The organism is Azonexus hydrophilus, from assembly GCF_905120355.1.
Lineage (GTDB): Bacteria > Pseudomonadota > Gammaproteobacteria > Burkholderiales > Rhodocyclaceae > Azonexus.
This window is the reverse complement of record NZ_CAJHOB010000048.1, coordinates 1-1,013: the sequence shown is the minus strand read 5'-3', so window position 1 is coordinate 1,013 and position 1,013 is coordinate 1. Positions and strand designations below refer to the sequence as shown.

The following is a 1,013-nucleotide window of genomic DNA, read 5'->3' as shown; positions in this document are numbered from 1 at the left end:
CCCCACAAGCCGAGCAGCAGCACGGTGGAGATGGCGGTCTTGCGACCCTTGAGCACCGTCATGGTGATGTTGAACAGGAAAGCCAGCGCCACCACCACGATGCCGAGCTTGGTCGGCAGCGGCTGTTCGAGGAACTCGCGGCCCATGGTCGCGAGCAGATCGTTGCCGGTGACCTGGGCCAGGGTGGCGTAAGGCACGGCCAGATAGCCGACCACGGTCAGCGCGCCGGCGACCAGGAAGATCCAGAACAGGGCGATGGCCAGCTTGGGGCTGAACAGCTCGGTTTCGGATTCTTCCGGGATCAGGTAATAAGCGGCGCCCATGAAGCCGAACAACAGCCAGACGATGAGCAGGTTGGTATGCACCATGCGGGCGACGTTGAAGGGGATTTCCGGGAAGAGGAAATCGCCGACCACGTACTGCAGGCCCATGATCAGGCCAAAGAGTATCTGGCCCACGAAGAGGCCGATGGCCGCTATGAAATAAGGCTTGGCAACAGCCTGGGATTGATATTGCATCGCATGAACTCCTGAGAATTATTGAGCAGATGGGGCGATCAGCGATCAGCCTTCGACGTTGGGCGGCCAGTTGGCGGTGTTGATGCCGGCCACGTACGCGAAGAAGGCGTTGAGGTTGTCCAGCTCCTCGTCAGTCAGGTGGAACTGCGGCATCTGCCGGCGACCCGGTGCGCCGGTTGGCTGCGCCTGCATCCAGCCCTTGATGAAGTCGGGGCCGCGGCGGGTGTAGACATTGCCCAGTTCTGGTGCGAAGTAAGCGCCTTCACCGAGCAGCGAGTGGCAGCCGACGCAGTTGCGTGTTTCCCAGATCTTCTTGCCGGCCTTGGCTTGCGGCGTCAGCATGGCGTTGTTGTCGCGTTTCGGGAATTCCTGGTGCGAATCGAATGTGAGTGCCAGAAATAGCAGGAAAAAGAACACCGTTCCCCCGTAGAAGATGTTCCGTGCCATCGATTTCGTAAAAATACCGCTCATGGTGCCCTCCTTTGTGACGGTGAC

2 protein-coding genes are annotated in these 1,013 nt (G+C 59.9%); both read right to left on the bottom strand.

Annotation, left to right across the window (positions count from 1 at the left end; translation table 11 throughout):
• Positions 1-518 (bottom strand): cbb3-type cytochrome c oxidase subunit I (locus JYJ39_RS13915; protein WP_205205242.1); only part of this gene is annotated, 518 nt, incomplete at its 3' end.
• Between the two features lie 45 nt (positions 519-563).
• On the bottom strand, positions 564-989 hold the full coding sequence (locus JYJ39_RS13910; RefSeq protein WP_205205243.1) for a c-type cytochrome: 426 nt from the start codon (positions 987-989) through the stop codon (positions 564-566).
• Between the last annotated feature and the right edge of the window lie 24 nt (positions 990-1,013).